General features: G+C 46.1%; 12 protein-coding genes and 1 tRNA gene. 11 read left to right on the forward strand and 2 right to left on the reverse strand.

The annotated features are described in order from the left end of the window. Positions 1-35 precede the first annotated feature (35 nt). The 3 genes from K339_RS37415 (at position 36) to K339_RS36455 (ending at position 13,934) form a co-directional block, all read left to right on the forward strand. Positions 36-8,792 (forward strand): Ig-like domain-containing protein, encoded by an 8,757-nt coding sequence (locus K339_RS37415; protein WP_169731925.1) that lies wholly within the window; start codon positions 36-38, stop codon positions 8,790-8,792. A gap of 40 nt (positions 8,793-8,832) precedes the next feature. Further along, a complete protein-coding gene (locus K339_RS0131715; protein WP_028527184.1) occupies positions 8,833-12,600 on the forward strand; it encodes a beta strand repeat-containing protein in 3,768 nt (1,255 codons plus the stop codon). 71 nt (positions 12,601-12,671) lie between these two features. Further along, complete coding sequence (locus tag K339_RS36455) at positions 12,672-13,934, forward strand: DUF11 domain-containing protein (RefSeq protein WP_051398402.1); 1,263 nt, start codon at positions 12,672-12,674, stop codon at positions 13,932-13,934. Positions 13,935-14,085: 151 nt separating this feature from the next. Here K339_RS36455 and K339_RS0131725 read toward each other — a convergent pair whose 3' ends face one another. Further along, on the reverse strand, positions 14,086-15,627 hold the full coding sequence (locus tag K339_RS0131725; protein ID WP_028527185.1) for an alpha-N-arabinofuranosidase: 1,542 nt from the start codon (positions 15,625-15,627) through the stop codon (positions 14,086-14,088). A gap of 152 nt (positions 15,628-15,779) precedes the next feature. Between K339_RS0131725 and K339_RS0131730 the strand changes: the two genes are divergently transcribed. Continuing rightward, positions 15,780-16,238 carry a hypothetical protein gene (locus tag K339_RS0131730; protein WP_028527186.1) on the forward strand — a complete coding sequence of 153 codons (459 nt, stop codon included), beginning with the start codon at positions 15,780-15,782 and terminating at the stop codon, positions 16,236-16,238. Positions 16,239-16,295: 57 nt separating this feature from the next. Here the strand turns inward: K339_RS0131730 and K339_RS0131735 are convergent. Continuing rightward, positions 16,296-16,368, reverse strand: a tRNA-Lys gene (locus tag K339_RS0131735). A 281-nt stretch (positions 16,369-16,649) separates the two neighbouring features. Between K339_RS0131735 and K339_RS0131740 the strand changes: the two genes are divergently transcribed. The 7 genes from K339_RS0131740 (at position 16,650) to K339_RS0131770 (ending at position 25,920) form a co-directional block, all read left to right on the forward strand. Beyond that, on the forward strand, positions 16,650-17,504 hold the full coding sequence (locus K339_RS0131740) for a fumarylacetoacetate hydrolase family protein (protein WP_028527187.1): 855 nt from the start codon (positions 16,650-16,652) through the stop codon (positions 17,502-17,504). Between the two features lie 111 nt (positions 17,505-17,615). Next, positions 17,616-19,781 (forward strand): DUF5916 domain-containing protein, encoded by a 2,166-nt coding sequence (locus K339_RS0131745; protein ID WP_037302413.1) that lies wholly within the window; start codon positions 17,616-17,618, stop codon positions 19,779-19,781. 31 nt (positions 19,782-19,812) lie between these two features. Beyond that, complete coding sequence (locus tag K339_RS0131750) at positions 19,813-20,496, forward strand: HAD family hydrolase (protein WP_028527189.1); 684 nt, start codon at positions 19,813-19,815, stop codon at positions 20,494-20,496. Between the two features lie 10 nt (positions 20,497-20,506). Then, on the forward strand, positions 20,507-22,840 hold the full coding sequence (locus K339_RS0131755; RefSeq protein ID WP_051398404.1) for a TonB-dependent receptor: 2,334 nt from the start codon (positions 20,507-20,509) through the stop codon (positions 22,838-22,840). 194 nt (positions 22,841-23,034) lie between these two features. Then, positions 23,035-23,655 (forward strand): TetR/AcrR family transcriptional regulator, encoded by a 621-nt coding sequence (locus K339_RS36460; protein WP_028527191.1) that lies wholly within the window; start codon positions 23,035-23,037, stop codon positions 23,653-23,655. Between the two features lie 91 nt (positions 23,656-23,746). Then, complete coding sequence (locus K339_RS0131765) at positions 23,747-24,544, forward strand: DAPG hydrolase family protein (RefSeq protein WP_028527192.1); 798 nt, start codon at positions 23,747-23,749, stop codon at positions 24,542-24,544. A gap of 26 nt (positions 24,545-24,570) precedes the next feature. Beyond that, on the forward strand, positions 24,571-25,920 hold the full coding sequence (locus tag K339_RS0131770; protein ID WP_028527193.1) for an FAD-binding oxidoreductase: 1,350 nt from the start codon (positions 24,571-24,573) through the stop codon (positions 25,918-25,920). Positions 25,921-25,935 lie beyond the last annotated feature (15 nt).

Raw genomic sequence — 25,935 nt, forward strand, 5'->3', positions numbered from 1 at the left:
ATATTATGGAAACAATTTATACAACTAATCAAATAATGATAAGATCTGCGAAGATTTATTATTATTTGTCACGAATCACGGTTGTTTTATGCTTGTTTTTGGGTGGTACAGTAATTGTCCAAGCCCAGACTGCGACCATTACCTCAACCAAAGCAACGCAGGTTTACAAAGGGCAAACTTCCCGAAACTTTGGCTCATGCCAAGGAATCGGCCCGGATAACGCTTCCAATTACCAGCAAAATCCCCTCCTTGAGTTTGATTTGTCAACTATCCCAGCTGGGGCAACCATCACCTCGGCCACCCTCCGAATGGTTCACGCACCGAATGGTACTGGGTGGGATAACGAGTCAGGTTCAGCCTTCACGTCAATCATCAGGAGGGTTACCACTGCTTGGGTAGAAGGTAGTGTCTGTAACACAACTCAGTCAGGGTCAGCTACGTGGAGTAGCTCCGGAAGCGGTAGTTGGACGGGAGGGAGTTATGCAGGTACCAACTATGGCACCCTAACGGCTGGCGCGTCTGATGCCACGGGTACAGTTTATAATATTACCATTACGACGTTAGTTCAGGAGTGGTATAATGGTACCTCTCCGAATCATGGTTTGGGTATAGTACCTTCCAGTCTTGTAGGTGACAAGGAAGAATCATGGTACTACATGTACAGCGATGATGCAACTGACCCGAATAACCGTCCGCAGCTTATTGTCAACTATTCGCTGCCACCAGTAGGCGGAACAGCCAGTAAAACGGATGCCTGTATCGGTACGGCCAACGGTTCAATCACCGTGTCTAACCCCACTGGAGGAAGCGGTACGTACCAATACCGAATCAACTCAGGCACTTGGCAGAGTAGTAATGTGTTTAATGGACTTACGGCGGGAACTTATTCAGTGCAGATACGAGACGCGAATAACATAACGAACCAAACAACGCTCTCCTCCCAAAGCATAGGCAATTTACCCGACTCCGACGGGGATAATATTTCGAACGATTGTGATTTAGACGATGATAACGACGGCATATTGGATACAGTGGAGGGATCTGGCAACATAGACGGAGATGGCCTGATTAATTCATTGGATAACGATTCTGACGGGGATGGATGCTTCGATGCTATCGAAGGAGGGGCTGCTCTTACCAGTGTAGATGCCAATGGCCGACTGACTGGAGGAGTTGGTTCAAACGGAGTTCCAACAGCTGCGGGTGGGGGGCAAACCCTTGGAGGCAGTCAGGTGGCTACGCGGGTTGTGATTGTGACCAACCCGAGTAATCAATCGGTGGCTGCGGCTGCATCGGCCACTTTCAGCATTTCAGCTCGTGGTGATAACGCTACCTCGTACAGTAGCGGTACACCCAGCTACGGTACCGCAGGTAACTCCAACGCGGGTCTATTGTACCAATGGTATTTGGGAGATCCTGATGCTGGTGGAACAGCCCTGGCCAATACGGGTGTCTATAGTGGTGTAACAACGGCTACGCTAACTATATCGAACAGTACGGGGTTATACGGAAATAATTATTATGTGGTGGTTACGCATAGTTCCAATGATTGCGTTCGACTCAAACGTTCAGCGGCGCTTACTTTATTCTGTGGTAGTATCACTGCCTCCGTAACATCACAAACCAATATCAATTGTTTTGGTGCTTCTACTGGTGCGGTCACGGTTGCAGGTGCAAATGGGCTTGCACCCTACACTTACAAACTGGGAAGCGGCGCTTTTGTGAGTTCTGGTACGTTTACCAACCTAACTGCGGGCGCTTACACGATTACTGTTAAGGATAATGGTGGTTGTGAAGAAACAGTTAATGTTACCATTACGCAGCCTTCGGCAGCTTTGGCCGTTAGCCAATCAACCGTACAGCCACAATGTTTTGCCGCAGGAAGCATCACACCTACCGTCATCGGAGGAACAGCTCCCTATACCTACGATTGGGCGGACATACCTGGTACTAACAATACCACTAACCGAATGGGTTTAGCCGCTGGTACGTATAATCTGACCGTTACCGATTCTAAAGGCTGTACGGTTGCGAGCGGCAACATTGTGTTGAATGCTCCTAGCAATTGCGACCCCATTGATATTTGTCGGAGCAGTGTCGCTGAAGTATTCTCGGTTACCCCCGATCCTGCCAATATATCCTATACTTGGACGGTTCCTTCTGGGGCAATTATTGTATCAGGACAAGGTACGCCGCAAATTACGGTGAACTGGACTGGTGTTACGCCTGGAACTTACCAAGTGTGTGTTGTGGCGGTGAATAATTGTAACGAAAGTGCTCAGACCTGCATTGATGTAGATGTGATTCAGCCAATGGCACAAGCTTCCGTTGTCTTGCCGATTTGTAAAGACAGAACAATCGGTTTGCTGGCTACTGGTGGCGTTTCTTATGCTTGGACGGGGCCAAACAACTTTACCTCATCCAGCGCTAACCCTACCATACTCAACGCTAACGCGGCCCTCCACAATGGTACTTACACAGTGGTGGTTACAGATGCTGCGGGTTGCCAGGCTACCGCTACCGTCAACGTTACGGTAGAAGATAACCCGGTGCTGACCACGGCGTCGGTCACGAATGCTACTTGTAACCAATCAAACGGAGCCATTAATATCACAGTGACGGGCGGAACACCCGCTTATGATTACGATTGGAATAACGGAGCCACGACCGAAGACTTAACTAATTTGAGCAGTGGTAGTTATACCCTGACGGTTACGGATTCAAAAGGCTGTTTTCAGACGACCACCGTTGCCGTCATCAGCACAGACGGTCCAACTGTTACAAGAACAACAACCAACGTGACCTGTAACGGTGCCAGCACGGGAACTATAAATGTAACGGTGACGGGCGGCACAGCTCCCTACACCTACTTGTGGTCTGATGGGGCTACTACCGAAGACAGAACGGGATTAGTGGCTGGAACTTACAGTGTGACTGTGACAGATGCCACGGGATGTAAAAGTACGACAACCGCTACCATCACACAGCCGGCAGGTATTGTGCTTGATCATGTTAAAACGGATGTTAATTGCTTTGGAGGCTTAACGGGAAGTATAGACTTGAGCGTATCGGGTGGTACTTCACCGTACAGTTACGCATGGACGCGTAACTCAATTGCCTTTTCTGGTAATATCCAAGACCAATCTTCTATTGGAGCAGGTACTTACCAAGTAACGGTTACTGATGCCAACGGCTGTACCGCAACGCAAACCATTGTAATTACGCAGCCAAGTGCCGCTTTAAGTGCCACTCGGGTTATTTCCAACGTAAGCTGTCGAAATGGCTCAAATGGGCAAATTGTTTTGACGGTAATTGGTGGTACAGCGCCCTATACATACGCTTGGACGGGGCCAAGTGGCTTCATCGCAACCACAAAAGATATTATTAATCGCCCAGCTGGTACGTACAATGTGACCATTACGGATGCAAAGGGATGTACCTTCCCGCTGGTAAATATGCAGATTACACAACCTGCCTCTTTGATTTCTGTAACTCCAGTTAACATAACCAACGTGTTGTGTTTTGGAGACGGAAATGGAAGTATAGATATTAACGCTTCTGGCGGTACGCCGCCTTATACGTATGGGTGGAACACTGGTGCCACTACTCAAGACATTAGTGGGCTGAATCCTGGGGATTACAATGTAGTGGTGACGGATGCCAGTGGCTGTTCGGTTACTTCAAACATATTTACAATTTCTGGCCCAACTGCCCCAATATCTGCTACCATAACGCCTACTGATGCCGATTGTTTCGGTGCATCCACCGGCCAGATTTCTCTTATAAGCGGTGGTGGTACCCCTACTTATACCTATCTGTGGAGTAACGGTTCGACCGGACAAAACCTGTCTAATGTGCCGGCAGGAGATTATTCGGTGACAGTGACCGATGCAAACGCATGTAAGGAAGTGTTCCAAACCTCGGTTGGACAACCCATCCAAATTATCATAACGGGGGCAATCACCAATGCCCTTTGTTCTGGCAGTGCAACGGGCGCTATCACAGTATCAGTAACGGGGGGCTCTGCTCCTTACACTTATAAGTGGATAGATGGGCCTACTTCACAAAATCGCATCAATTTAATAGCGGGTAATTATACCTTAGAAGTGACCGATAATACAGGATGTAAAGTTTCTAAAACCTTTACTGTCAACAATACTTCCAGTCTTTCTATTTCGTCAATCACTACGCCAATCAGCTGTTTTGGTAACAACAACGGTCGGGTAAACCTCATCGTTACTGGTGGCGTATCACCCGTTACGTTTAGCTGGTCAAATGGTGCTACTACCGAAGATATTTCGGGTTTGTCAGCAGGGACTTATTCAGTGACTGTTTCGGATGCGATTGGTTGTGTCAAAACATTGACGGCAAGCGCCGTTACTCAACCTACGCTTTTAACTGCCTCTGCTGCACAAACAAAAAGCGTAAGCTGTAAAGGGGGAAGCGATGGTGAAGCGACCGTTACAGGTAGTGGCGGAACGGCTCCTTATACCTACAATTGGTCTAATGGAGCGATGACAGCGACCGCAACGGGATTACAGGCAGGCACATACAACGTATTCGTTACAGATGCCAATGGATGTACGGCTACTGCCTCTGTCGTTATCACTGAACCGACTACCGAAATAGAACTGTTTGTCAACGTTACAAATAACTCTTCGTGCAGTGTCAACAAAGGTGCAATTGATTTGATTATTCAAAACGGCGTTGCTCCATTCACCTACGTATGGACTGGGCCAACCGCTATCGGGAATGTTCAAGATCCATTCAACTTACTATCAGGTGCTTATACTGTCACCGTAACTGATGCTTTGGGTTGTAGCCGTAGCATATCCGCTACCGTGGGTAGTGCTCCTGCGCTTTCCGTTAGCGTAACAGTTGAAAATCAAAGTTGCCAAGCAATTGATGGTAAAGCATTTTCAGTAGTAACAGGTGGAGTGGGGCCATTCACGTACTCATGGTCTTCTGGGGGTATTACCACTAAAGATTTAACGGGTTTACCAGCAGGCACTTACACAGTGACTGTAACCGATGCCAATAATTGTACAGCTACTGCCTCTGGTACGTTGATTGCCCCGAATTGTCAGCCGCCAGTAGCAGTTGATGACCCCTACACGACTCCTTTCAATACGCCTTTCAATGGAACGGTCGCTACCAATGATTCCGACCCTGACAATGCGTTGTCTGAGTTATTATTTGATCCTTTGGATTCTCCGTTATTAAGCCAAGGAATCATAGTATGGGATACGACAAACAATGGTTCATTTACCTTTACCCCAGCATTAAACTTTGTGGGAGTTATTACTATTCCTTACAAAGTGTGTGATCCAACGGGTTTGTGTGATGACGCAAATTTAATCATCACCGTAAGTGCCCGTCCTCCAGTTGCCACCGATGATTTCAACAATACGCCAATCAACACCCCTGTATCTGGCAATGTGTTGACCAATGACGATGACCCACAAGGTTTACCATTGACTGTCAACACAACGATACCGACAATCTGTCCGCCGAAACACGGAACAGTGGTGATGCAGGCCAATGGTAACTACACCTACACGCCAACCAACAACTTCGTAGGTACAGACAACTTCTGCTACATAGTGTGCAGCAGCATAGGTTTGTGTGATACGGCAACAGTGACCATTGACATCTTACCATTGGTGACTAAAAACAGTGTGGTAGCCAACGACGATGCTACACAAACGCAAGTAGGCGTACCTGTGAAAGTACGGGTGTTGGCCAATGACTTTGACCCGCAAGGCGACAAGTTTGCTTCGGTGACTAGAATCACTAACCCGACCAACGGTACGGTGGTTTATAACCCATCCGACAGTAGTTTTACTTACACGCCAACGGGTTTGTTTGTGGGTAAAAATAGCTTCAAGTATGTGTTGTGCGATGTGAGAGGCGCTTGTGATACGGCGACAGTAACGGTAGATGTGTTGCCAACAATTCCAGGCAACGATCCACCAGTAGCGGTGGACGATGCTAACGTTACACGGGTCAATGTACCAGTGAGTGGCACGGTAGCGACAAACGACAGTGACCCTAACAACGACCCGCTGGTGTTCACCAAACTGACCAATCCAGCGAATGGTACAGTGGTGTTCAATCCTAACGGTACTTACACTTATACGCCAAATAACAACTACGCAGGCCCTGACCGATTCATTTACAAGGTCTGCGACAACGGAACGCCGAATCTGTGCGATACCGCCACGGTTTATATCACGGTATTGGTATCACCACCAATCGCGACTGATGACATTAACAATACGCCAATCAACACCCCTGTAACGGGCAACGTGTTGACCAACGACGATGACCCGCAAGGATTGCCATTGACGGTCAACACGTCGATACCGACAATCTGCCCGCCGAAACATGGTACAGTGGTGATGCAGGCCAACGGCAATTATACATACACACCGACCAACAACTTCGTAGGCACAGACAACTTCTGCTACGTGGTTTGCAACAGTGCAGGTTTGTGTGATACGGCAACAGTGACCATTGACATTTTACCATTGGTGACCAAAAACAGTGTGGTGGCAAACGAAGACGTGAGTCAAACGCAAGTAGGCGTACCTGTGAAAGTACGGGTGTTGGCCAATGACTTTGACCCGCAAGGCGACAAGTTTGCTTCGGTGACTAGAATCACTAATCCGACCAACGGAACGGTGGTTTATAACCCAGCTGACAGTAGTTTTACTTACACGCCAACAGGTTTATTTGTGGGTAAAAACAGCTTCAAGTATGTACTGTGCGACGTGAGAGGCGCTTGTGATACGGCGACAGTAACGGTAGATGTGTTGCCAACAATTCCAGGCAACGATCCACCAGTAGCGGTGGACGATGCTAACGTTACACGGGTCAATGTGCCAGTGAGTGGCACCGTAGCGACGAACGACAGCGATCCTAACAACGACCCGCTGGTGTTCACCAAACTGACCAATCCAGCAAACGGTACGGTGGTATTCAATCCCAACGGAACTTACACTTATACGCCAAATAACAACTACGCAGGTCCTGACCGATTCATTTACAAGGTCTGCGACAACGGAACGCCGAATCTGTGCGATACTGCCACGGTTTATATCACGGTATTGGTATCACCACCAATCGCGACTGATGATATTAACAATACGCCAATCAACACTCCTGTAACGGGCAACGTGTTGACCAATGACGATGACCCGCAAGGATTACCACTGACGGTCAACACGTCGATACCGACAATCTGCCCGCCGAAACACGGTACAGTGGTGATGCAAGCAAACGGTAATTATACTTATACACCAACAAACAACTTCGTAGGCACAGACAATTTCTGTTACGTGGTTTGCAACAGTGCAGGTTTGTGTGATACGGCAACAGTGACCATTGACATCTTACCAATCATCACCATCAACAGTGTGGTGGCCAACGACGACGCGAGTCAAACGCAAGTAGGCGTTCCTGTGAAAGTACGGGTGTTGGCCAATGACTTTGACCCGCAAGGCGACAAGTTTGCTTCGGTGACTAGAATCACTAATCCGGCCAACGGAACGGTGGTTTATAACCCAGCTGACAGTAGTTTTACTTACACGCCAACGGGCTTGTTTGTGGGTAAAGACCGCTTCAAGTATGTGTTGTGCGACGTGAAAGGCGCTTGTGATACGGCGACAGTAACGGTAGATGTGTTGCCAACAATTCCAGGCAACGACCCACCAGTAGCGGTGGACGATGCCAACGTTACCCAAGTCAATGTACCAGTGAGTGGCACCGTAGCGACAAACGACAGCGATCCTAACAACGACCCGCTTGTGTTCACCAAACTGACCAATCCTGCGAATGGTACAGTTGTGTTCAATCCTAACGGTACTTATACTTACACGCCAAATCCTAACTACGTAGGCCCCGACCGATTCATTTACAAGGTTTGCGACAACGGAACGCCGAATCTGTGTGATACTGCCACGGTTTATATCACGATTTTGCAAGTCACGAAGGTGGCACTCTTGCCAAAAGTGTATTTACAAGGTTCGTTGTTTGGGGTATTCTCGGGTAATTTGATGCGCGATGATTTGCGGGTGAAAAACTTGATTCCAAGAAAATCACCTTACCTAGCTTGGAATCCGATTACGCCTGCCGATACCATTACCTCAAACACAGTGTTGACAGTTACTGGACAAAATGCCATTGTAGATTGGGTATTTGTAGAACTTCGAAGTGCAACAGATTCTACTAAGGTTATCGACAGCCGTTCGGCGCTTGTACAACGAGACGGAGATATTGTAGATGTAGATGGTACCTCCGCTATTGTTTTCACCAGTGCAATTCCAGCAAACTACTTTGTGGTTGTCAAACACCGTAATCACTTGGGTGTCATGACCAAGAATGCACTTCCATTAACACACATTAGTACGGTTGTCGATTTCAGATTAGTAGCAACACCAACCTATGTTTTCGCTAATTCCCCCATTCATCAGTCGCAGGTGAATGTGGTACAAGGGAAAGCACTTTGGGCAGGTAATGCACTGTATGACGGTCAAGTGATTTACCAAGGTACTGCCAACGACGTGAATGTTGTCTATCAGCAAGTTATTGGAGCAGCAGCCAACGTGATTGGGTTACCTTTCTTCATTTTGGCAGGCTACCATACTGGTGATATCAACATGGACGGGGAGGTGATTTTCCAAGGAACAACCAATGACATAGAGTACATCTATCAGAACGTTGTCAATAATCACGGTGGTAACTCGCTTAAACAGAGCTTCTTCATTATTCAGGAACAGTTGCCTAAGTAAATACAAAACCTAAAAAGTAACTACTTAATAGTCTTACCCCATGAAAAAACAATTACATCATCTCCTTTGGTTTGGGTTTGTGTGGATTTTAGGAATTATTCCTGCAATTGCGCAAGATCTGTCAACAAACCAAGTCAATTACCAATTGACTTATAATCCCACCACTCAGGTTTATACGGTTTGGGTCGTACCACAGTATAATACGCCCAACCCAAACAATCCCGAAGCCAATGAGCTTGGAGCGACGGCGCAGGTATCTTTGAAAGTTCCCAAAGACTTTGTCATTCAAAATGTTACTGACATAAGGGGAACTTGGGAAAAAAGCCCAGTAAAATTAGGAAATCAGTCAGCATTTACAACTTCTGGATTAGACCCCAATTATCTCTATTATGTGATTGGTAAAACCTCAACGGAAGTCAACTATGGCCCTTTTAGTAGCGGTACACCTGTTTCACTTTTTACCTTTCAAGGCAATGCTTGTTATGGAACAGTAGGGGTTTTAGCAAAAACTGACCCTTTTGTGGCGGCAGCCAAAAACTTAGCATCCCTCAATACAGCCTGTAGTTTTTATTCACGTTCGGGACAAGCTACAAGCGGGAATGTGATACCTTTAGAGCAGTTCGTGGACAAGTTAGGTCCTGACGTTGATTGTAGTGCGCCTTCGATAAAGCTAATCAAAAGCATTTCTTCCATCACCGACAACGGTGCAGTGGGCCGTGGAGTAGGTGATGTTATCAACTATACTTTTACTGTCACTAATACGGGTAACGTGTCACTCTCGGCGGTGACTTTGACCGATGCTAAACTCAGTTTGAGCAACGTAGCGGTGAGCCCCAGTACACTTGCTCCAGGAGCAACAGGAACAGCTTCTGCCACTTACACCATCACGCAAGCTGATGTAAATGCAGGAGGAATTGAAAATACAGCGACTGTCACGGGTACGCCCTCAAGTGGGCCTCTTTCAACCGTCACTGACGTATCAGACGCAGGAACAGACAACAACGCCGTGGCCATCACCAACCCCGACGTGACCGAGTCCCCAAAGTTGAACGGAACGACTGATACCAATCCGACCAATGACCCAACAGTGTTGTTGATTGCCCCAACACCTTCAATTAAGTTAGTAAAAAGCATTACCTCTATCACTGACAACGGCGCTACGGGTCGCGGAGTAGGTGATGTCATCAACTATACCTTCACTGTTACCAACACAGGAAATGTGACGCTCACAGGCGTGTCTTTGACTGATGCAAAACTCAGCTTGAGCAACGCAGCGGTGAGTCCTGCCACGTTATTGCCAGGTGGAACAGGGACAGCTACTGCTACTTACACCATCACGCAAGCGGATGTCAACGCGGGAGGAATTGAGAACACGGCGACTGTGACGGGCACGCCCCCGAATTTACCCAATGGCAATGCAGCCACGCCTGTTACTGACATTTCTGACGCAGGAACTGACAACAACGCCGTGGTCATCACAAATCCCGAGGTGACTGAGTCGCCAAAGTTGAACGGAGCGACTGATACCAATCCGACCAATGATCCAACAGTGTTGTTGATTGCCCCAACACCTTCAATTAAGTTAGTAAAAAGCATTACCTCTATCACTGACAACGGTGCTACTGGCCGCGGAGTAGGTGATGTCATCAACTATACCTTCACCGTTACCAACACGGGTAATGTGACGCTCACGGGAGTGGCTTTGACTGATGCTAAACTCAGCTTGAGCAACGCAGCGGTGAGTCCTGCCACGTTATTGCCAGGTGGAACAGGAACAGCTACTGCTACTTATACAATCACGCAAGCGGATGTCAACGCAGGAGGAATTGAGAATACGGCCACTGTCTCGGGCACGCCCCCGAATTTACCCAATGGCAATGCAGCCACGCCTGTTACTGACGTTTCTGATGCAGGAACGGACAACAACGCCGTGGTCATCACAAATCCCGAGGTAACCGAATCGCCAAAATTGAACGGAACAACCGATACCGACCCCACCAATGACCCGACTGTCTTGGTAGTTACCCCAACACCTTCAATTAAAGTTATCAAGAGCATTGCTTCGGTTACCTCAGCAGGCCCAGTGAATGTATTGGGCGATGTGATTAACTATACTTTCACAGTTACCAATACAGGTAATGTGCCTTTGACGGCGGTAAGTATCAGCGATCCTTTGTTGGGAGCTAACCTGACGGGAGGGCCAATCAGTTTGGCCATCGGTGAGTCCGATGCCACGACTTTCAAAGGTACTTATACAATTACCCAAGCCGACATTGTCGCGGGTGGAGTTCAAAACACGGCCACAGCAACGGGTACACCACCGAACTTGCCAAATGGTAACCCAGCAACGCCAGTAACGGATGTATCTGATGCAGGTACGGACGGTAACGCCACTCCGATTACCAACCCAGAGGTGATAGAATCACCGAAGCTAGACGGTACGACCGACAATGACCCCACCAACGACCCGACGGTATTGTTGATTCCATGTATAAAATCAAAAGTAACCCTAACAGGTACAGCGGTTTGTTCGGCAGATATTCAGACTTATAGCATCACGTTCAGTGTTGCGGGCCAAGTAGGAGTTTTAAAAGCCAATAAAGGAGTTTTGACTGGCAGTAATCCTTACACAGTAGTGGGCATTCCTTCGGGAGCGACGATTAAAATTACCGATAGCTTAAGTGCGGTTTGTAAATTTGATACCTTAATTACGGGGCCGAATTGTAACTGTACCCCAGCTTTACCAATATTACTTACGACAAGCATAACATCTTGTATTAGAGATACTTTCTCAACGATTAAATCGACGGTGTTTGGACTGGCTACAGTAGAGTGGTTTACTCAGGAAACAGGAGGTACACCAGTATTCACGGGCCTCAATTTTAAACCCTCGGGTAATGTTTCGGCCAATACGGTCTTCTACGCTCAAGCTCGTAGTACTGACCCTACTTGTCCAACGGCTATCAGTACCAGCAGAGTAATAGCAACTGTTAATGCCCAAGATTGCTCGATAAAGTTGTTGCCTAAAGTGTATCTGCAAGGTTCATTATTTGGAGTGTTCTCTGGGCAGTTGATGCGCGATGACCTGCGGGTGAAAAACCTAATTCCTAGAAAATCGCCATACGTAGCTTGGAACCCAGTGACAGCCGCCGATACCATTACCTCAAACACAGTTCTGAGCGTTACAGGAGCCGATGCCATTGTGGATTGGGTTTTTGTTGAGCTGCGCGACGCCGATGACTCTACAATTGTGGTCGATAGCCGTTCGGCCTTACTACAACGTGACGGTGACATTGTGGAAGTTGATGGAACGTCACCAATTACCTTCAACACATTTGTATCAGCCGACTATTTTGTATCGGTTCGTCACCGAAACCACTTGGGAGTTATGTCGCAAACTGCTCTGCCATTAACGCAGGTCGTTTCTACGATTGATTTTCGTTCGGCAACCACACCTACTTATGTTTTGGCTAATTCACCGATACACCAATCACAAGTGGATGTAGCTCAGGGCAAAGCTCTTTGGGCGGGAAATGCCCTTTATGATGATCAAATAATTTATCAAGGTACAGACAACGACGTCAATGTCATCTATCAACAGGTCATTGCCGCAACTGGGAATCCGTTCTTTTTGCCTTTCTACATTTTGGCAGGATACTACACGGGTGATATCAACATGGACGGAGAAGTAATTTTCCAAGGGACAACCAATGACGTAGAGTACATCTATCAAAACGTCATCAACAACCATAATGGTAACTCGCTCAAACAAAACTTCTTTATCATTCAGGAACAGTTGCCTAAATAAGCATGGATCCATCCAGGGGCGTAATGCCCCTGGATAGTCTAAAAAATTCAACGCAATAAACACAGACTACAATGAAAAACGGATTATTTACACTCGCTTGGGTTGGGCTTATTTGGGTTCATTGCTTTGTGCCCGTAGTAGCGCAACAACTCTCGACAAATCAAGTCAATTATCAATTGACTTACGATGCTTCTAGTCAGACTTATACGGCCTGGGTAGTGCCTAGGTACGCTACACCAAATACCAATAACGGCGATGCCAATGAGTTTGGCGCGACAGCACAAGTCTCCTTGAAAGTCCCTAAAGATTTTGTGATTCAGAACATTACAGACATACGGGGAACTTGGGGAAAAAGCCCTTTGAAGCTCGGGAATCAAGCCGTGTTTGCTTCGGCCAATTTAGACCCGAACTACCTATATTATGTTATTGGCAAAACCCCCACTGAAGTAAATTATGGTGCTTTTGCCAATGGTACGCCCGTTTCACTTTTCACTTTTAGGGGAAATGCTTGCCAGGGGCCAGTAGGAATTTTAGCAAAAACGGATCCATTTGTGGCAGCATCTAAAGCGTTAGCCTCACTCAATACCGCTTGTAGTTTTTACTCACGCTCTGGGCAGGCTATTAGTGGAAACGTAATTCCTTTAGAGCAGTTTGTAGATAAATTGGGGCCTGATGCCAGTTGTAATCCACCGATTGATTTGGCATTGACGGTGGCCACCAGTAATCAGCAACCAGGCTTAAATGCAAACATTACTTTGACCGTAAGTGTCACAAATGAAGGGCAAAATCCTGCTTCAGGTGTAGAAGTAAAGAATATTTTGCCTGCTGGTATGAGTTTCCAGACATTTGCGACAGCCACTGGCACGTATAATTCAGGTACGGGTACGTGGACCATTGGGAATATCGCAGTAGGCCAAACAGTAACATTGTCTATTGGAGTCCAAGTAACACAGACTGGCGTGCAATATTTTACCGCAGAAGTGTCTAAAGCAGACCAAGGTGACATCGATTCTACTCCCAACAATAGTATCGAAACTGAAGATGATTTCGACCGAACTTGCGTGACGGTGCCCGCTCCTATTTGTGCAGGACAAATCTTTGAACTTTCGATTCCGAACGGTTATACCAACATTCAATGGTACAAAGACAACCAACCTATTCAGAATGCAACTACCTCCGTTCTTCAAGTGACCCAAGCAGGTACTTATCGCTTTACAGCGACCAATGTTGCCTGTCCAACGGCAGGGTGTTGTTCATTTATTTTCTTTGAAGGAGACTGCTGTCCTACCAAGCCAATATGTGTGCCTTTCACGATAAAAAAAGTAAGGAAGTAGGTTGTTGCGCAATGCAATTGACAACATTTAATAGATAAGGGTAAGTAATATATCATAACACGGAATCATTAGATGCCCTGTTATATAACACAAAAGTCCCCATGAGCGATGCTGATGGGGACTTTAACTTGATTGATTTAACTACAAAAAATTATTTCTTGAGTGTTAACGTAATAACACTATAAGCAGGAATCGTAAGTTTTAACACTCCTTTGTCGAGTTTCGCGCCTGCAAATTCCTTTACTGTGATTTTGTTGGGTTGTTCAAAACTATTATAATCATTGATTTTAGCAGAAGCGAGTATCTGACCTGATACTTTTGAAAACTCGTCACCTCGTAGGTTGATGGTTACTTCGTGTGGCTTGCTATAATCAATATTCGTCAGAGAGATTGTCATGGCACCAGCGGCATTTTTTGAAGCAGAAGCAGAAACTGCCGTCAGTTTTTTTCCTTGAAACTCGTAAGATGATGATTCAATGCTGATAGGTACCAACAGCGCATCTTGGTGAACGTTATACATTTTCATCACGTGGTACGTTGGGGTGAGCAACATTTTCTCTTCATTGGTTAAAATAACCGATTGAAGCACGTTGACGATTTGGGCGAGGTTGGCTCCTCGTACACGATCAGCGTGATTATTGAAGATGTTGAGCGTTAGACCTGCAATCATCGCGTCGCGCATGGTATTTTGTTGGTACAAAAACCCAGGATTAGTACCAGGTTCTACGCTGTACCAGCCGCCCCATTCATCGACAATCAAGGCCACTTTTTTCTCGGGGTCGTATTTGTCCATGACAGTACTGTGTCGTGTCACAAGTTCTTCCATTTTCCAAGCCTCATCCATGATTTTAAAATACTCCTGCTCGTTGAAATTAACCGAAGGGCCTTTGTCATTCCAGTTAATGACGGAATAATGGTGCAATGCAACGCCTGAAAGCATATTGTGAGGGATATTTTTCATCAACGTCTCTGTCCATTGATAATCGCCGTCACTTGCTCCTGAGGCAATCCGATAGAGTTTGCCAGTGTTGTTCCAGTCGGCCATAAAGGTGGCGTATTGGCGGTAAATATTCGCGTAATATTCAGCAGTCATATTGCCACCGCAGCCCCAGGCTTCGTTGCCAACTCCCCAGAGTTGAACATTCCAAGGTTTTTCACGGCCGTTTTGTTTGCGAAGTTCGGCCATAGGGCTACCGCCTGGGTGATTAACATAAGCCACCCAATCGACCAGGTCTTTGACAGTGCCGCTACCCACATTGCCTGCCAAGTAAGGTTCTGCGCCAATGCGCTCGCAGAGGTCGAGGAAATCGTGCGTACCAAAGCTATTGTCCTCTGTTACGCCTCCCCACCAAACGTTTACCATTTTAGGACGTTTTTCTTTTGGACCAATTCCATCTTTCCATTGGTATGTATCGGCAAAACATCCCCCAGGCCAGCGAAGGTTGGGGATTTTGAGGTCTTTTAAGGCTTGAATGATGTCGTTACGAACCCCTGCTGTATTAGGAATTTTTGTGTTCCCTTCGCCTACATAAATGCCGCCATAAATACAACGCCCAAGGTGTTCGGCAAAATGCCCGTAAATGTGTTTGTTGATTTGAGTTTTGGCTAAGTCACTATTGAGCGTAATTTTTGTCTGGGCTGTTACCTCAAGTATCAGCCAACAGGCGACCAACGATAGTAGTATTTTCTTCATTGATTTACTTGGTAGATTAGAATATGGTTATTTTTACTATTACTAGATGAAAATGATATTTTCTTGATTCTATACCCTGAAATCAAGAAGATTTATTTTTTTTACCACTTCGCTAGGGAGAACCTAATTTGCTTATCAAAACAAAAAGAAAAATGAAGAAGACAATTTGTTGGGCGCTACTCATGGGTTTAGGTGCGTGCCAAACGCAGCAAGATAAAAGTACCCAAAATGATACAACCAAAGTAGCGGAGGTGCCGATTGTTGGCGGTGATCTTGACAAACATGGTTGCAAAGGCTCGGCAGGCTATACTTGGTCGTCGGTAAAAAATAATTGTGTGCGATTATTTGAGCAAGGTGTTCGCCTTAACCCTCAAGATACGACGCTAAATCAGACGGTTTCGGCCTTTGTGATTTTTGCAGATGATGCCAAAGAAAATGCGGGGGAGGTGGAATTATTTTTGCCAACGCTGGCAGATAGTTCCATTATTTTGTCGCCACTCAAAGACAACGGTGCAGGAACTTGGAGCAATGGCAATTATCTTCTAACGCAATGGAAAGGTGTATATACTTTGGAAGAAAAAAAGAAGGTATTGTACCAAGGCGGGCGCTGAAATAATGCAACAAAAAAGCCTCAAAACAGTGCGTTTTGAGGCTTTTTTTTCTTTTTGTGATCCCGCTGGGACTCGAACCCAGGACCCATACATTAAAAGTGTATTGCTCTACCAACTGAGCTACGGAATCTTACTTTTTCATTACTGCTTTCAACTTTTTTCGTTTCGTTGTCTGCGTTGTTCTGAAATCGTGGTGCAAAAGTACGTGGTTTGACAATACGACGCAAGTGCTGATGTGAAAATATTTTTAAAATATTTTTTAAATGTCAGACAGTGAGTGAGTTAAAGTTGAAAATATTTTTAACTTTTTTTTGCGACTCCGATTTGTGGTTAGATTCTTGGTACGAAATGCTTATAAATTCGTAGTATTGAAAGTTAATCAATCATCACTCATTTATTTCCACTTCCATAATGAAACTATTTCGTTTTGGCACATTTGAACAAGAGCAACCGGGAGTTATTTTGTCGGATGGCCGTAAAGTAAACGTAGCAGCGTTTGGCGAAGATTTTAACGAGGCATTTTTTGCCAACGATGGCCTTTCTCGCTTGGCCGATTGGCTCACCATTTATGCAGACACTTGCCCTGAGGTTTCGGAGGATGTTCGCCTTGGTTCGGCCATCGCGCGCCCTTCAAAAATTGTTTGCATCGGTTTGAACTATGCCAAACACGCGGCAGAGTCGGGGATGGATGTGCCAAAAGAACCCGTTATTTTCTTTAAATCAACTTCCGCTTTGTGCGGCCCGAACGATAACGTAATTATTCCGCGCAATTCTGTCAAAACCGACTGGGAAGTAGAGTTGGCCTTCGTGATTGGTAAAAAAGCCAGCTACGTGGATGAAGCCAATGCCATGGATTATGTAGCGGGTTATATCTTACACAACGATTACTCGGAGCGTGAGTTTCAACTCGAACGCAGTGGTCAATGGGTAAAAGGTAAGAGCAATGATACTTTTGCCCCGCTTGGGCCTTTCATGGCAACCAAAGATGAAATCGCTGATCCTCATACACTTCGCCTTTGGTTGAAAGTGAATGATGAGATGTTGCAAGATTCAAATACCGATGACATGGTGTTTAAAATTCCAACCTTGGTAAGCTATCTAAGCCAATTTATGACCTTGCTTCCTGGCGATGTTATCTCAACAGGAACGCCGTTTGGGGTAGGGCTAGGCTTTAAGCCGCCAAGATACCTCAAAGCAGGCGATGTTGTCGAATTAGGCATCGACGGGCTCGGGACGCAACGCCAAGTGGCAGAAGCGTATCAGTAAGACGAGTAAAAAACCTTAGTATTTTATTTTTTCATTTTGTGCGGCTTGATGGTCTCCATTAAGCCGCATATTTTTTCATTGATTTCAACCTATCTATCCAATCATCAGACCATGTATCGGTTTTTGTGCTTACTGCTTTGTTGCACTTCTCTTCTTACGTTTGCCCAAAAGAAAAACGAAAAATTCCAATACCACATTTTTGAAGCCAAAGGAGCTATCAAAATTGATGGCTTAGAAAATGATGCCGCTTGGCAGCAGACAGAGCTGGCGAAAGATTTTTACATGGTGACTCCCATGGACACGAGCCTAGCGCGTAACAAAACCGAAATGCGTCTCTGCTACGATCAGCACAATTTGTACATCATTGCGGTTTGCTACAAGGCCGTAAAAGGTTCTTTTGTGGTTGAATCGTTAAAACGGGACTTTAATTTTGGGCTCAACGATAACTTTTTTGTGGTACTTGATACTTTTGAAGACCTCACCAATGGCTATTCGTTTGGGGCAAGTGCCGCAGGAGCGATTTGGGACGGACAAGAGGCTGACGGAACGATGATAAACCTCAACTGGGATAATAAATGGCATTGTGTAACGCGGAACTATGAAGACCGCTACGTGTGGGAAGCAGCTATTCCGTTTAAAACCATTCGCTATCGCCCCGATAATTTACGCTGGGGTATTAACGGTAGTCGTTTGGACTTGGCGACCAACGAAAAATCGGCTTGGGCGCCCGTTCCACGTCAGTTTCAGTCGGCTAACTTAGGGTATGCTGGAGTATTGGTGTGGGATAAGCCTTTGCCTCCTGCTGGAAAAAATATTTCTTTGATTCCTTACGCCTTGACGAGTATTTCTAAAAATCAACTGGCCAAAACGCCTGCTGATATTAAACCAAACATCGGGGGTGATGCTAAAATTGCCCTCAATTCGTCGCTCAACTTAGACTTGACTGTCAATCCTGATTTCTCTCAAGTAGAAGTGGACGTGCAACAAACCAACCTCGACCGTTTTGAGTTGTTTTTCCCTGAACGTCGTCAGTTTTTCCTCGAAAACGCGGATTTGTTCGCCAACTTCGGTTTTGCCACGTTGCGGCCTTTCTTTTCGCGTCGGATAGGGTTAGGGGTACCGTTGTTATTTGGAGCGCGTTTGAGCGGGAAATTGGATAAAAATTGGCGAATTGGTGTGTTGGACACGCAAACCAAAGAGGACGGTGCAACACCCGCCCAAAACTTTGCGGTGGTGGCCTTGCAACGAAAAGTGTTTGCCCGCTCGAACGTAGGCTTGCTGATGGTGAATAAACAGTCGTTAAACCTCGATGAAAGTGTTCACAAAGGCGCATCGGCGTTTAATCGAAACGTAGGAGCGGAGTTTAACTTAGCCTCGGCCAATAATATCTGGACGGGGAAAGCCACCGTTTTGAAATCATTCAGTCCAAACGTCTCAGGCAATGACGTAGCTATTGCAAGCATTTTGAACTACAACAAAGCCAATTTCTTTTGGCAGTGGCGCCAGGAATATGTGGGAGAAAATTACAATGCCGAAGTAGGTTATGTCCCCAATGCCGCTCGTCGTGGGTATCAGATGATGGCCCCGAACGTGGGGTATTTGTTTTTTGTAAATTCCCCGCTATTAATCAGTCACGGGCCTTTGCTACAGTCAACATTGTTTTGGAACAAATCAGGCCGTTTGACAGATAATGAGACGTTTATGGCCTATAATTTCAATTTTCGCAACCGTGCAACAGGAATGGCTTGGGTGGCTACGAATTACGTGCAACTACTGGCACCTTTTGACCCAACCAACACTGGCCGTGAAAAATTGGCCGCAGGGACGAAGCATTATTGGAATTCTTTTGGAACGGAGTTTACGTCAAGCCCTCGAAACCGATTTACGTATTCGTTTGGCACGCGCTATGGTGGCTTTTATGCCGATGGAACTCGCCTCAATTTAAGAACGACGCTGGGCTATCGCTTTCAGCCGTACGTAGCTACCAAGTTTTCGGTGGATTATAACATCATCAAAGTACCTTATTTGCAAAAACCTGTGGAGTTGTTGTTGCTAGGGCCACGGGTGGATGTGACATTCCGCAACAATCTTTTCTGGACGACTTTTGTGCAATACAACAATCAAGCAGATAATGTCAACCTAAACACGCGTTTGCAGTGGCGTTATCAGCCTGCGTCTGATTTGTTTATCGTTTATACCGATAATTATCTACCCGAAAACCTCATGGTAAAAAATCGGGCGTTGGTGCTCAAGCTGACGTATTGGTGGAATATCTAATGGTTGTGTATTTTTGCAAAAAAATACGTAAATGAGCATAAAAGTTGTTGCGTTTGACGCAGATGATACATTGTGGGTAAATGAGCCTTTTTTTTACGAAACAGAAAGAAAACTCTGTGCCTTATTGGAGGATTATTTACCCCACCACACGGTTTCTCAAGAGTTGTATCGAATGCAAATTCAGAACCTGCCGCTGTACGGCTACGGGGTGAAGAGTTTCATTTTGAGTATGATAGAGATGGCCATGTCGGTATCGGAGAAAACCATTAGTTTAGATGTGATTGAAAAAATCATTGGGCTTGGCAAAGAAATGCTCGAAAAACCGATTGAACTTCTGGACGACGTTGAACATGTTTTACATTCGCTTTCGGGGCGGTATCGGCTGGTGGTGGCCACCAAAGGCGATTTGCTAGACCAAGAACGGAAATTGAAAAAATCGGGCTTGGAGCACTATTTTCACCACATCGAAATCATGAGCGAAAAGCGCGAAGCCGATTACCGAAAGCTCATCAAACACCTCGACATTGCCCCCGAAGAATTTGTGATGATAGGTAATTCGCTCAAATCTGACGTATTGCCAGTTTTGACCATGGGAGGACACGGATTTCACGTGCCGTTTCATACGACTTGGGCTTTTGAACAAATCGACCATCGCATCGAACATGCTAATTTCAAGGAGTTTACTTCATTGAAAGAAGTGCTGGCACATTTGTAATGTAAAAGCAATGGCTAAAAGATACTGGTTGGTCATAAGTTGTATATTTCTACTGCAATGCTGGTCAATGAATGGTTTGGGACAAAATATTTCTCAAACCATTAAAGGCCAGGTGATTGATGCAGAATCCAGACAGCCTTTGGTGGGGGCAAGTGTGGTGGTAGTGACCACACAGCCGCTGCTGGGAGGGCAAACCGACGCTAATGGTTTTTTCAAAATTACGGGTGTCACCGTGGGGCGTCATACGCTAAAAGTATCTTTTTTGGGGTACGAAAATGGCCTCATTCAAGAGCTAGTTGTGGGAGCTGGGAAGGAAATTGACCTTACTATTCGGCTAACCGAATCGCTTCAGCAATTGGAAACGGTTACGGTAAAAGCTTCACCGCAAAACGGAACTGCGCTTAACGAAATGGCTACCGTTTCGGCACGTTCTTTTTCGGTAGAACAAGTAAAACGCTATGCGGCAGCCATTAATGACCCCGCACGTATGGCGCTTACTTACGCAGGAGTGGCTAATAATAATGAACAAAGCAACGCGCTCATTATCAGAGGGAATAGCCCCAAAGGTGTATTGTGGCGGATGGAAGGTGTGGAGATTCCAAACCCCAATCACTTTGCCGAAGAAGGGGCAACGGGAGGGGGAATTAGCGCTTTGAGTGTCAATATGTTGAGCAATTCGGATTTTTTTACGGGGGCGTTTCCTGCCGAATACGGCAATGCCACATCAGGGGTTTTTGACCTAAAACTACGTAAAGGAAACCACGAAAAACGCGAATATTCGGTGCAGGTAGGGGTGCTGGGAGCGGATATTGCCGCTGAAGGCCCTTTCAAGCCGTCGGGGAAATCTTCTTACTTGGTGAATTACCGCTATTCGACGCTCGAAATGATAAAACGAGCAGGAATTGAGATTGTCGGAGATGCGGCTCCCGACTTTCAGGATGGCGCGTTTAAATTCTTTTTTCCTACTTCTAAAAATAGTACTTTATCGTTGTGGGGAATGGGAGGACTAAGTCGTCAGATTCGCCGTCGTACCACCCAAAACGATGCGTTTCATTCTGACCGTGCGGTAGTTGGGTTGAACTATACACTCTTTCTTTCCCCTAAATCGTACCTCGATGCTACCGTTAGTTGGGCGGCTAATCGGCAAACGTACGATGCGACTCGTCTGCAACAAATTTACGTTCGAGAGGAAGATTTTACGAACCAAGCCTACCGCTTTTCGTTGCAATGGAATCATAAAATCAACGCGCAGCATTCACTTCTCATGGGTCTGATTATGAGTGATTTGAGGTTTGTTTTGCTCAATCAGACCATTGATGGGCCGCGCCTTAGTACGACGGTCAACCAACGCGGTGAAACCTCACTTGTTCAGGCGTACGGTCAATGGAAATTTCGTGCTTCACCCACTTTTACCCTGACTTCAGGGCTTCACGCAACTCGACTGGGAATCAATGGTCAAACTTCTGTTGAACCTCGTGTGGGATTTCGTTGGAATGTTTTGCCCCGCCACGCCTTGACGGCTGGGATGGGCGTACACAGCCGAATCGAAGCGCTATCGACTTATTTTGCAGAAGTTAAAACCACCAATGGGGCGACTACCCAAGCCAATAAAAACTTGGATTTGATGAAATCGGCGCATTTTGTGGTTGGGTACGAGTTTCGACCCAACGATGACTGGCGCTGGCAGGTGGAGACCTATTACCAACGGCACTTTGACGTTCCGATAGGCACCGTTTACGCCAAAACGGCCTTACTCAAAACCGAATCTATGCTCAACTTAATGGATGGATACATCACCGACTCATTAGTAAGCGCAGGCACAGGACGCAACTACGGGATTGACATTACATTAGAGAAATTTTTGACGAAAGGGCTCTATTTTATTTTCACTACCTCATTATACCAAGCCAAATACACTGCCCGCGACGGTATTGAGCGCAATAGCCGTTTTAATGGCAATTTTGTGCAGAATATTCTTTTGGGTAAAGAATGGAAAATGGGTAAAATGAAAACCAATACGTTGGCCATCAACCTCCGAAGCCTATGGGCGGGAGGCAACCGCTACGTCCCGATTGATTTGTCCCAATCTCAAAAACGTAATACGACCGTCAGGGTCTATGAGCGCTCTTACGAGGAGCAATTACCCAATTATTTTCGTTTTGACACGCGGGTAAGTTTTACCAAAAACCGCCGTAAAACCACGTCAACGATTTCGCTGGACGTTCAAAATGTCTTCAATCGGCTCAATTTATACCAACCATTTTACGATACTTCCACCAAAAGCTTGCAGTTTGATACCCAACTGGGCTTAGTGCCGATTCTGAATTGGCGCATTGAGTTTTAAGGGCTTTTTTCTGGTTAACCTTTGGCGCGTGAGAGGCGGGTTGTGAGCAACTCTTCACATGTTAAAATCGGGTTGTGAGCAACCCTCTGCACGGGATACGCAACCCTCAGTACGGGGTGGAAAAATATTTTTTGGATAAAAAATTGGAAGTAAATATTTTTATAAACAATTTTGTCGAGAAAAAGAAGGGGTAAATGCCAAAAATCGACCACGATACCAAAGACCGCATACTCGCAGCTGCCGAGAAAGTGTTTCATGCCAACGGATTTAAAGGGGCACGAACCTCGCTCATTGCCGAAGAAGCGGGTATCAGTCGGACGATGATGCATTATTACTTCAATTCCAAAGAAGAGTTGTTTCAGGAAGTGCTCAAGCGGTCGGTTGGGGTTGTCCTCGAACATGCCCAAGGGGTTTTGACCCAGCCCCGCGACCTGAAAGAAATGGTGAACGGTTTGATTGATTTGTTGTGTGATGTTTGTGCGTTAAAGCCTGGCTTGCCGACTTTTGTGGTCAACATTTTTAACGAATCGCCCGAAATTGCGTATTTCATGGCGATGGGTCAGTCGGATGAACTTCCAAAGGTGCTGAATCGGTTGCTAGAGGAGGCAAAACAGCAAGGAACGATACAGTCGGATATAACGGGTGAACACCTAATGCTCCATATATACGGCTTATGTTCAATGGCTTACTTGGCGCATAATTACATCAAAGCCAAAGAAAAACGCAGCGACGAAGCAATGACTGCTTTTTTGGAGGAGCGTAGGGTACAAATCAAAAGCTTTGTGTGGCACGCCCTTGGTAATCAGGGGATTTAAGCACGTTTTGAATTGAAAAAGGCGTTTCGCCTTATTTTTTGGATTTTATATAAACAAAATTGTTGAACAAAAATGTATAAGATAAATTAATATGACAATCCACGCCACCTACATGGGGTATCAGACCCATGATTTTGAATTACCTTTTGCCAAATTTTTTAATGAAACGATTGCGCCCATTCCCGCCAACGTCGCTGCTACGCTGGAACACGCCCTGCCAACTCCAGAGGCATTGACGCTAGAAAACGCTCCGAAAATGGCAGAAAAAGGGTATCAGACGGTCGAGAATGGGTATTTTTTATTGCCAGACGGAGGTTTGCATGTGGCGGTTTTGACGCCTATGCGCGACGTAACACCCCCCATGTGGGACTGGTGGTTTGGCTGGCACGGTTGCCAAGATAATCGCTATAAATTATGGCATCCTGCTGCCCACAAATCTGCCCGCTGGGAAGATGGGCGGGACGATGAAGCGTACATTGGTCGCACGTCTATTATTGAAGAGTACATTGGAACTTCCCTCGAAAAAGCGGCTATTCAGTTCGTTCATCCCACTGCATTGGGTTTTTCGGAAGCGCAAATTGCCGACAAAGAAGAAGTGGTTTACATCTGCGCTCGTTTGGGATACCCACATTTACCCGTTGATTTTGGTTGGCTGGTACACCAAGTGCGCAAAACCGCCGTTGGTGCCGAAATGCGTTCACGGTTTTGGGTGGGAGGAAAACACATTCAGTTGAGAGGAGACAATAAGTTGGCTCAACTGGTGTCAGCAGTGTTGCCAAAAATTGCGCATCTTCCTGAACGTCAAGCGAAAGACTTGTTGCAGCATTGCTCCGAAGAAATGAATCATTTGGCCAAAATCTTGCCCGACTTATACCACGAATTTCACTAATCCAACCCTTTAAAAACCATTTTAACATGAAACCAATTGCTATTTCAGGAGACATTATCCAACAAGGAGATAAAGGCTTTGATAGGGCTATTATGGATACCCTCTTTAATCAATGGGAACCAGGACGCCGCCCCGATATGATGGTAACCCCCAAAACCATCGACGACATTATTGACACCATCCATTACGCTCGGAAAGAAGGAAAACACATCAGTATTTGTTCGGGAGGACACAGTTGGTCGGCCAACCATGTTCGGAACAACAGCGTGCTAATCAACATGCGAAAATTTGATACGTATGAGGTAAACCGTGAGGCGATGACGGCCAAAGTAGGGCCAGGGGTAGGAGGGAGTACGTTGCTAACGGCCTTGTTTGACCAAGACTTGTTTTTTCCTGCGGGGCACTGCAAAGGGGTTTGCGTGGGAGGATATTTGTTGCAAGGAGGTTTTGGATGGAATGGCCGCAAGCTGGGGATGGCCTGCGAAAATGTCATCGGAATTGACGTGGTTACGGCCAATGGCGACTACATTCATGCCAACGAACACCACAATTCGGATATTTATTGGGCAGCGCGGGGCTCAGGCGGGGGATTTTTTGGCGTTGTGGTGGCGTTTCATTTACGACTTTTTAAGAAGCCTGCTTATTGCGGATCTATTACCCACGTTTTTGATATTCAGTACCTTGAAGATGTGTTTCGATGGGCGCACGAAATAGGGCCAAGTGTGCCTGATGCCGTCGAGTTTCAGTTACTCACAAGCCGTAAAGTCTTGAAATTTTTTGGGCCAGGCATTGAAGCCGTTGCGCCTATTTTTGCCGATACAAAAGACGAACTCGAAGAGGCCAAGGCGTTTATGTTGAATAGCCCCATTAAGCAAAAGGCATTTTTCAAAACGCCTTATTTGAAAGCAAATATGTCGTCGATGTATCGTTTTGTGATGACGCATTACCCCGACGACCATCATTGGGGAGTGGATAATATGTGGACCAAAGCTTCCATCGACGAGCTAATGCCTTACCTAAAAGGCGTGGTTGAAACTTTGCCACCTGCCCCTTCGCACATGTTGTGGCTTAATTGGTACCCACCCAAGCGCCTCCAAGACATGGCTTATTCGCTGGAAGATAACATTTACATTGCCCTGTATGGTACTTGGAAAGACGCAAACGATATCCCGAACTACGGCAGTTGGGCCAAAGGATGGATGGAAAAAGCAAATCACTTGTCCACAGGGATTCAGTTGGCCGATGAAGGACTTCACCAGCGTATGGCACCTTTCGTAGCGGCAGGTAATCTAAAACGCCTCGACGAAGTACGTGCCCAACGCGACCCGAATGGATTATTTAATCCTTGGCATAGTCGCCCTGCGCTCACGCTGTAAATAACGTCCCCAGCG

The organism is Runella limosa DSM 17973, assembly GCF_000482465.1.
Taxonomy (GTDB): Bacteria; Bacteroidota; Bacteroidia; order Cytophagales; family Spirosomataceae; genus Runella; species Runella limosa.